The sequence below is a fragment of the Nonomuraea sp. NPDC050202 genome, from assembly GCF_040656115.1.
Lineage (GTDB): Bacteria > Actinomycetota > Actinomycetes > Streptosporangiales > Streptosporangiaceae > Nonomuraea.
In genome coordinates, this window is record NZ_JBFALF010000065.1 from 23,189 (window position 1) to 29,188 (window position 6,000).

Genomic DNA, 6,000 nt, shown 5'->3' on the forward strand with positions numbered 1-6,000 from the left:
GAGACGTCACGTCATGGAGTGACCATAAAAGTCCTTTCTCGCGGGATTGTCTACATTTTCGGGCAGCATCTTGGCGACATGGCACTTCTATGACACGGGAGCTTGCCAGATTACGGATGTGTTACCGACGGATCGGCCGGGCGGGCACCCCCGGGTGATGTGCGCACTTGTCGGACGCGGATGATAGAACGCTCTGGCAATCAATCACGGGAGAAAGGCGGAAACATGAACCGAGCGGTGGCGGCCCTCGTGGCGGCCTTCGTCGTCGGCAACCTGGTGTTTGGCGCAGCCGTTGTCCACGTCGTCCTCACCGACAGGCTCGGCGGTATCGACATCGTCGTCATGGCAGGCGCTTGCCTGGCGGCCTGCGCGGCGATGGCCCTGATCGCTCGCCGGCGGCCGCGTATCAATGGCGTCACGACCCCTGCGCACATATATGCCGCAGCGTTAGAGCAGGTCAGCTCCGGTCGCTGACATAAAAGTGGCACGCGACGCAGCCGTGTCTACATATTGGCTACATCGCGCGCCGAGGCCATTCTCAGCAATCGCTAAGGTCAACTCTCCGTAGGCCATTTATCGCGGCTTGCAACGAACGTTCCGATCGTGGGCACCGTGTACACCCACCCCTGATCTCGCAGCAAGGCCATGGCGGCACGGGCGGTCTTCTTGGCCACGCCGTACTGCTCGATCAGCTCCGACTGCGAGGGCAGCACCTCATCCGGCTTCAGGTCGCCCCGCTTGATGCGGTCGGCGAACTCGGACGCGATCTTCTCGAACTCCCACGGCTCACGGATCTGCGGGGCGTCGCGGGGCCCCACGTAGGACCCTTCGGCGCGAACGGTGTAGATGACGTCTTCCTCGCGCAGGACCTCCAGGGCTCTGCGCACCGTCAGCCGCGACGCCTGGTGAATGGTGCACATCTCAGCCTCTGTGGGCAGGGCTTGACCGGGCTTCAGCGTGCCGGCGGCGATGTCGTCCTTGATGGCCTTGATGATCACCTGGTAGATCGGCACCGGCCCGCGGGGGCCTCGTTTCGTCATGGCCGAAGCATACATGTTGGGAACCTTTATAGACACATGGGGGCTCAACGAGCCGCCCGAAGAGGAGAAAGCCCCGGCGCCAGCAGGCACCGGGGCCTTCCGCGTATGTGTGCAGATACGCAGGACCAGCCTACGCCGCGCCATCTCTCGGCGTCACCGCGTCAAGACACATCCACACGTAGCGTGAGCCGCTCCTACACGCTCCCGTTCTGCTGGCCGATCCGCTCCCAGACCTGCGCGCCGGTCTCGACCAGTTCGTCCTCGTTCTCGAAGTGGTCGAGGGCCCACCACAGCGAGTTGAACTTGAGGTCGGCGGCCGCGCACGCCGCCGCGCCGAGCTTGAAGAGATCGCGCGCTTCGTCGTCGGTGACTCCGAGGTGGCTGAAGTCAACAGCCATCACTTCTCACCGTCCTGCGCGGGCTCGCGCGCGGCCGACTGGTCGGCCGCCAGGTCGGTGACCCAGTTGCCCATGACGAGCACCGCGACCAGGCCGAGGCCAAGGATCCAGGTGATCAGGCCGGTGTCCTTCATCAGATAGGCGAAGGTCAGCCACATTGCCAGCATGAGCAGCAGCGCCATCAGGCAGACGACGACGCGGATGGTGGGCTTCATGATGAGTCCTTTCGGTGTAGAGAGAGGTGGAGCGGGTGACGCTGTGGCTTACGCCCGCCTGCGGGTGTAGGCCAGGCATGGGCCCTTCGAGCAGGTGGGAAGCGGCTCACGCCCGGCGAGCTTGCGGAGGGCGGGGACGAACGGCTTGAGGTACCAGATGAACGCTTCGATCAGCACCTGCAGCGCGCCGCCCGCGGACCCCATGACGTCGTAGACCATGGCGTCCTGCATGACCTGTCTGCGCTCGTCGCGGCAGCCCTGGCACAGGTCGATGGGGTCGCAGGTGGTGATGAGCGACCACCGCTTGAGGATGGCGGCGCGTTGTAGGCGACTCCGAGGGCCCAGATCAAGGACAGTGCATCCCATTTGTTGATCACGACACCCGCCATTCCTCGGAGGTCGTCCCGGCGGCTCCACGGAGCCCAGCGACGATCTCGGGCTGGGTACGGTCATGGGCGCCGAGGCAGTCGGACAAGCACGCCGCGCCGATGTGGCGCTTGAGTGCGGCAAACGCCGCGGTGAGAAGTGCCGCTCTCGTCGCGTTGGGGCCGGCGGCGTCGCGGGCCTCCAACGCTATGGCGTCGCTCAAGGTGACGCCTGGCTGCTGGTAGTGCGAGGCCCATCCGCCGCTCTCGATGCGGTCCGCGGCGGCGGCCATGATGCCGCCCACGGTGGCGGTCACCGGCTGCCTCGGATGGCGTCGTACACGTCGCGGTCGAGGCGGGCGTCGCCGAGCGCGGTGTGCTTGGTGCCTGGGTCCTGGGCGATGCCGACGATCTCCCAGGACGGGCTGTCCATGTAGCCGGCCAGCCAGTCATCGACGTACGGGACGGCCTCAGCCTGGAACGCCTCGTCCACCTTGCCGTCGTAGGCGGACAGCCGGCCGTCAACGTAGCCGATCAGCAGGGCGCGGATGTCGATCATGCGGTGGTGGGCGGTGAGGAGCTGCCCGTGGACCCGCAGGAATTTCGCCAGGAACTTGCGGTCGTGGGTCGGGTTGTTGGCGAGGATCGTGGCACCGTCCAGCTCTCGGGCGACCGTGGCGGCGATGCTTCCGGCGGTAGCGTTCATGTACCAGTCGCCCTCGGCCGGGGGCTCGCCGGTGTACTCGTGGATCCACGGGCTGCCGAGGTTGATGGCGGGTGAGAGCTTCCGGCCGGCACCGATGGACGAGCGCCTGACCCGGCACCGCTCGTAGTAGCGGCCGACCTTCAGGGCGTTCGGGTCGGCGAGCGTCAGGTCAGGTCGGACTTGCCACCAGTGTTCGACGTCGGTCCTGATCGGCTGGCGTAGGTCGCGCATGATGAGGCCGATCTCCCACAGGTCGCCGTGGCGTTCGTCGAGGGAGGTCGTCTCAAGGTCGAGGAAGACGAGCTTCTTCATGTGCTTCTCCAGGTGAGGGAGAGCTTCCCCGCCCGGGCGGGCGGAGAAGCAGATTGCGGTACCGCTATTAGCGGTAGTAACCAGGACCTTTGTCGCCTCCGTGCATCCGGACCCGGAATTCCTCCTCGGGCGTGAGGGCGAGCGCGGGAAGCGTCTCGACGCCTTCACGTCTTGCCTTCCAGATGCGGTGCCAGCCGTCGATGGGGATGTGGCCGGTGCCCGCAAAGGGGGCGAGGAGCACGGGCAGGGCGAGGTCCACGGTGGCGGCATGGGACTCGTTCACGTAAATCAGCCACAGCAGAGTGGCGGCCTCCTTGACGTTGACGCGGTCAGGTTCGCGACCCTCGACGATGCGCAGGGCGGCGCTGATATTCCACGCGTAGAAGCCGAAGCGGAAGACCTCGCGCGGGCGCCGGGCCGGCTCAAACTGCTGGGCGGTCATGCCCATTTGGGGTTGCCCCGATTCGGTAGACACATCAGGGCTTGCGGCTACGCGGCAGCATAGTCGAGATCTTGGGCGTTTCTGAGTGCGTGTCGGCGCTCGTATTCGGCGGGGCTGAGCTGGCCGTTGGCGGAATGGCGGCGGCGCGGGTTGTAGAACCCTTCGATGTAGCTGAACAGGGCCCGTTCGGCTTCCGACCTGGTGCGGAAGGTGCGCCGGTCGATCAGCTCGCACTCCAGGGAGGCAAAGAAGCTCTCGGTGATGGCATTGTCGAAGCACGTCCCGGTTCTGCCCGTCGAGGGACGTACGCCGGCCTGCTCGCAGCGCCTGCCGAAGGCGATCGAGGTGTATTGGGCGGATTCAACTAGTCGTCGCAACACCTTGATCCGGAGGTGTTGCATGGGCAGACCAGCAGGGTGGATGACGACGCGCACGGGGCGGCCGGCGATGCGGTCACCAGGACGGCCTCCGATCCGCAAGGACGTGGAGCGGGCGTTCTGGAGGAGGATCGCCAAGGGGTTGACCAGCGAAGATGCCGCCCTGGCCTGCGGCGTGTCGGGGCCGGTCGGGTCTCGGTGGTTCCGCGAGGGTGGCGGCATGCCGTTGATCGAGCTCAGTCCGCCATCAGGCAGGTACCTGTCGTTCGCTGAGCGGGAGGAGATCGCCCTGCTCAAGGCTCAGCACAAGGGGGTCCGCGAGATCGCGCGATGTCTGGGCCGCTCACCCTCGACCATTTCGCGTGAACTGCGGCGTAACGCCGCCACGCGAGGTGGCCGTCTGGAGTACCGGGCATCGATCGCGCAGTGGAAGGCCGAGCTGATGGCGCGGCGTCCCAAGATGCCGAAACTGGTGGCCGATGCCCGGCTCCGGGAGTACGTGCAGGACCGGCTGGCGGGTCAGCTCCAGGGTCCGGACGGCAAGCCAGTGGCCGGTCCGCGGCCCTCGACCTGGAAGGGCCGCAACAAGCCTCGGCGTCAGGACCGCCGGTGGGCGCTGTCGTGGAGTCCTGAGCAGATCTCCAACCGGCTCCAGGTGGACTTCCCCGATGATGAGTCCATGCGCATCTCGCACGAGGCGATCTACCAGGCCCTGTTCATCCAAGGCCGCGGAGCGCTCAACCGCGAGCTGGTCGCCTGCCTACGCACCGGGCGTGCGCTGCGGGTCCCGCGCGCCCGCAGCCGGCGTCAAGACCGCGGCCATGTCACCCCGGATGTGGTGATCAGTCAGCGGCCCGCCGAGGTGGAGGACCGCGCTGTTCCTGGCCATTGGGAGGGCGACCTCATCATCGGCACCGGCAGGTCGGCGATCGGCACGCTGGTGGAGCGCACGACCCGGTTCACCCTGCTGCTGCACCTGCCCCGGATGGAGGGCTACGGCACGCAGGAACGGGTGAAGAACGGCCCGGCGCTGGCCGGCCGTGGCGCCGAAGCCGTGCGGGACGCCATCACCAACGAGATCACCGGGTTGCCCGAGCAGCTGCGCCGATCGCTGACCTGGGACCGAGGGACAGAACTGGCCCAACATGCTCAACTGCGCATCGACACCGGCGTGCAGGTCTACTTCGCAGACCCCCATAGCCCCTGGCAGCGCGGCACCAACGAGAACACCAACGGCCTGTTGCGCCAGCACTTTCCCAAGGGCACCGACCTGTCACGATGGAAGGCCGAGGAACTGGCTGCTGTCGCGTTCGCGCTCAACACCAGGCCCCGCAAGACCCTCGGATGGAGAACACCAGCTGAAGCTTTCAGCGAGCATCTAGACTTGCTGCTGAGCAGCAGTGTTGCGACGACCGGTTGAACCTGAGTTGACTGCCCTTGTCGCTGTGGTGGGTCACCCCGGCCTCGGGCCGGCGCTGGTGCAGCGCCATCGCCAAAGCGTCAGTCACCAGTTCGGTGCGCATGTGATCGGCCATCGCCCAGCCGACGATCCGGCGGGAGAAGACATCCAGCACTACCGCCAGGTAGACGAAGCCCTGCCAGGTCGGCACGTACGTGATGTCGGCGGTCCAAACGCGGTTCGGCTCGGCCGCGCTGAACTGGCGTTTGACCAGGTCGGACGTGGCCGCAGCGCGCTCGTCCGCGATCGTCGTCCGGCAGCTCTTGCGCCTGCTCACCCCGGCCAGCCCAGCCCGGCGCATGAGCCGGGCCACCCGTTTGCGACCCACCCGGACCCCGTCGATTTCACGCAGGTCGGCATGGATACGCGGTGCACCATAGATCTCATCCGAGGCCCGGTGATGCTCGTGGATCCGCTCCGTCAACTCGGCGTCGCGGCGGGATCGAGCAGACGGGCCGCGCCGCTGGCGAGCGGCCCAGGCGTAGTAGCCCTGGCGCGACACACCCAGCACCCGGGCCAGCAGGGAGACCTCGTGGTGGTCCTTCTCCGCATGGATCAGCCGGAACTTCATTTCGGCAGATCCGTCTCCCGGATGCTCCTATGTTGTCAAGCCGCGGCTGCGATGGGTTGGCGGCTGATGTCGCGCTCTGAGGCGTTCACGGTCTTGAGGGTGCGATAGACCACAT

At 66.5% G+C, this 6,000-nt stretch carries 10 protein-coding genes and 1 pseudogene; 2 read left to right on the forward strand and 9 right to left on the reverse strand.

Annotated elements, in window-relative coordinates:
* Positions 1 to 225: 225 nt before the first annotated feature.
* Positions 226 to 474: a hypothetical protein gene (locus AB0I79_RS60505; protein ID WP_357894875.1), complete on the forward strand. Its 249-nt coding sequence runs from the start codon at positions 226 to 228 to the stop codon at positions 472 to 474.
* A gap of 80 nt (positions 475 to 554) precedes the next feature.
* On the opposite strand, the gene AB0I79_RS60510 is transcribed toward AB0I79_RS60505, so the two are convergent.
* From AB0I79_RS60510 to AB0I79_RS60545, 8 genes and pseudogenes are all read right to left on the reverse strand, one after another.
* The gene (locus AB0I79_RS60510) at positions 555 to 1,013 is read right to left on the reverse strand and encodes a GntR family transcriptional regulator (RefSeq protein ID WP_357776164.1); all 459 of its coding nucleotides are present in this window, start codon (positions 1,011 to 1,013) and stop codon (positions 555 to 557) included.
* A gap of 221 nt (positions 1,014 to 1,234) precedes the next feature.
* Entirely contained in the window at positions 1,235 to 1,438 is a 204-nt protein-coding gene (locus AB0I79_RS60515) for a hypothetical protein (protein WP_357894878.1), read from the reverse strand.
* Entirely contained in the window at positions 1,438 to 1,653 is a 216-nt protein-coding gene (locus AB0I79_RS60520) for a hypothetical protein (RefSeq protein ID WP_357894880.1), read from the reverse strand. Before AB0I79_RS60520 ends, AB0I79_RS60515 begins: the two co-directional genes overlap by 1 nt.
* Before the next feature lie 48 nt (positions 1,654 to 1,701).
* Positions 1,702 to 2,019 (reverse strand): hypothetical protein, encoded by a 318-nt coding sequence (locus tag AB0I79_RS60525; RefSeq protein ID WP_357894883.1) that lies wholly within the window; start codon positions 2,017 to 2,019, stop codon positions 1,702 to 1,704.
* Between the two features lie 7 nt (positions 2,020 to 2,026).
* On the reverse strand, positions 2,027 to 2,335 hold the full coding sequence (locus AB0I79_RS60530) for a hypothetical protein (RefSeq protein ID WP_357894886.1): 309 nt from the start codon (positions 2,333 to 2,335) through the stop codon (positions 2,027 to 2,029).
* Complete coding sequence (locus AB0I79_RS60535; protein ID WP_357894889.1) at positions 2,332 to 3,036, reverse strand: hypothetical protein; 705 nt, start codon at positions 3,034 to 3,036, stop codon at positions 2,332 to 2,334. Before AB0I79_RS60535 ends, AB0I79_RS60530 begins: the two co-directional genes overlap by 4 nt.
* 67 nt (positions 3,037 to 3,103) lie before the next feature.
* On the reverse strand, positions 3,104 to 3,478 hold the full coding sequence (locus tag AB0I79_RS60540; RefSeq protein ID WP_357894892.1) for a hypothetical protein: 375 nt from the start codon (positions 3,476 to 3,478) through the stop codon (positions 3,104 to 3,106).
* 47 nt (positions 3,479 to 3,525) lie between these two features.
* Positions 3,526 to 3,840: pseudogene (locus AB0I79_RS60545) on the reverse strand (IS3 family transposase); the annotation flags it as partial.
* A gap of 58 nt (positions 3,841 to 3,898) precedes the next feature.
* Between AB0I79_RS60545 and AB0I79_RS60550 the strand changes: the two are divergent.
* On the forward strand, positions 3,899 to 5,275 hold the full coding sequence (locus tag AB0I79_RS60550) for an IS30 family transposase (RefSeq protein ID WP_357894895.1): 1,377 nt from the start codon (positions 3,899 to 3,901) through the stop codon (positions 5,273 to 5,275).
* On the opposite strand, the gene AB0I79_RS60555 is transcribed toward AB0I79_RS60550, so the two are convergent.
* Entirely contained in the window at positions 5,223 to 5,885 is a 663-nt protein-coding gene (locus tag AB0I79_RS60555) for an IS3 family transposase (protein ID WP_357894898.1), read from the reverse strand. The two genes, AB0I79_RS60550 and AB0I79_RS60555, sit on opposite strands and share 53 nt — an antisense overlap.
* Between the last annotated feature and the right edge of the window lie 115 nt (positions 5,886 to 6,000).

Bases quoted from the DNA above. Each gene is read 5' to 3' on its own strand.
- AB0I79_RS60525 (WP_357894883.1), bottom strand. From the start codon at position 2,019: ATGGGATGCACTGTCCTTGATCTGGGCCCTCGGAGTCGCCTACAACGC.
- AB0I79_RS60515 (WP_357894878.1), bottom strand. From the start codon at position 1,438: ATGGCTGTTGACTTCAGCCACCTCGGAGTCACCGACGACGAAGCGCGC.
- AB0I79_RS60540 (WP_357894892.1), bottom strand. From the start codon at position 3,478: ATGACCGCCCAGCAGTTTGAGCCGGCCCGGCGCCCGCGCGAGGTCTTC.
- AB0I79_RS60520 (WP_357894880.1), bottom strand. From the start codon at position 1,653: ATGAAGCCCACCATCCGCGTCGTCGTCTGCCTGATGGCGCTGCTGCTC.
- AB0I79_RS60555 (WP_357894898.1), bottom strand. From the start codon at position 5,885: ATGAAGTTCCGGCTGATCCATGCGGAGAAGGACCACCACGAGGTCTCC.
- AB0I79_RS60505 (WP_357894875.1), top strand. From the start codon at position 226: ATGAACCGAGCGGTGGCGGCCCTCGTGGCGGCCTTCGTCGTCGGCAAC.
- AB0I79_RS60535 (WP_357894889.1), bottom strand. From the start codon at position 3,036: ATGAAGAAGCTCGTCTTCCTCGACCTTGAGACGACCTCCCTCGACGAA.
- AB0I79_RS60550 (WP_357894895.1), top strand. From the start codon at position 3,899: ATGACGACGCGCACGGGGCGGCCGGCGATGCGGTCACCAGGACGGCCT.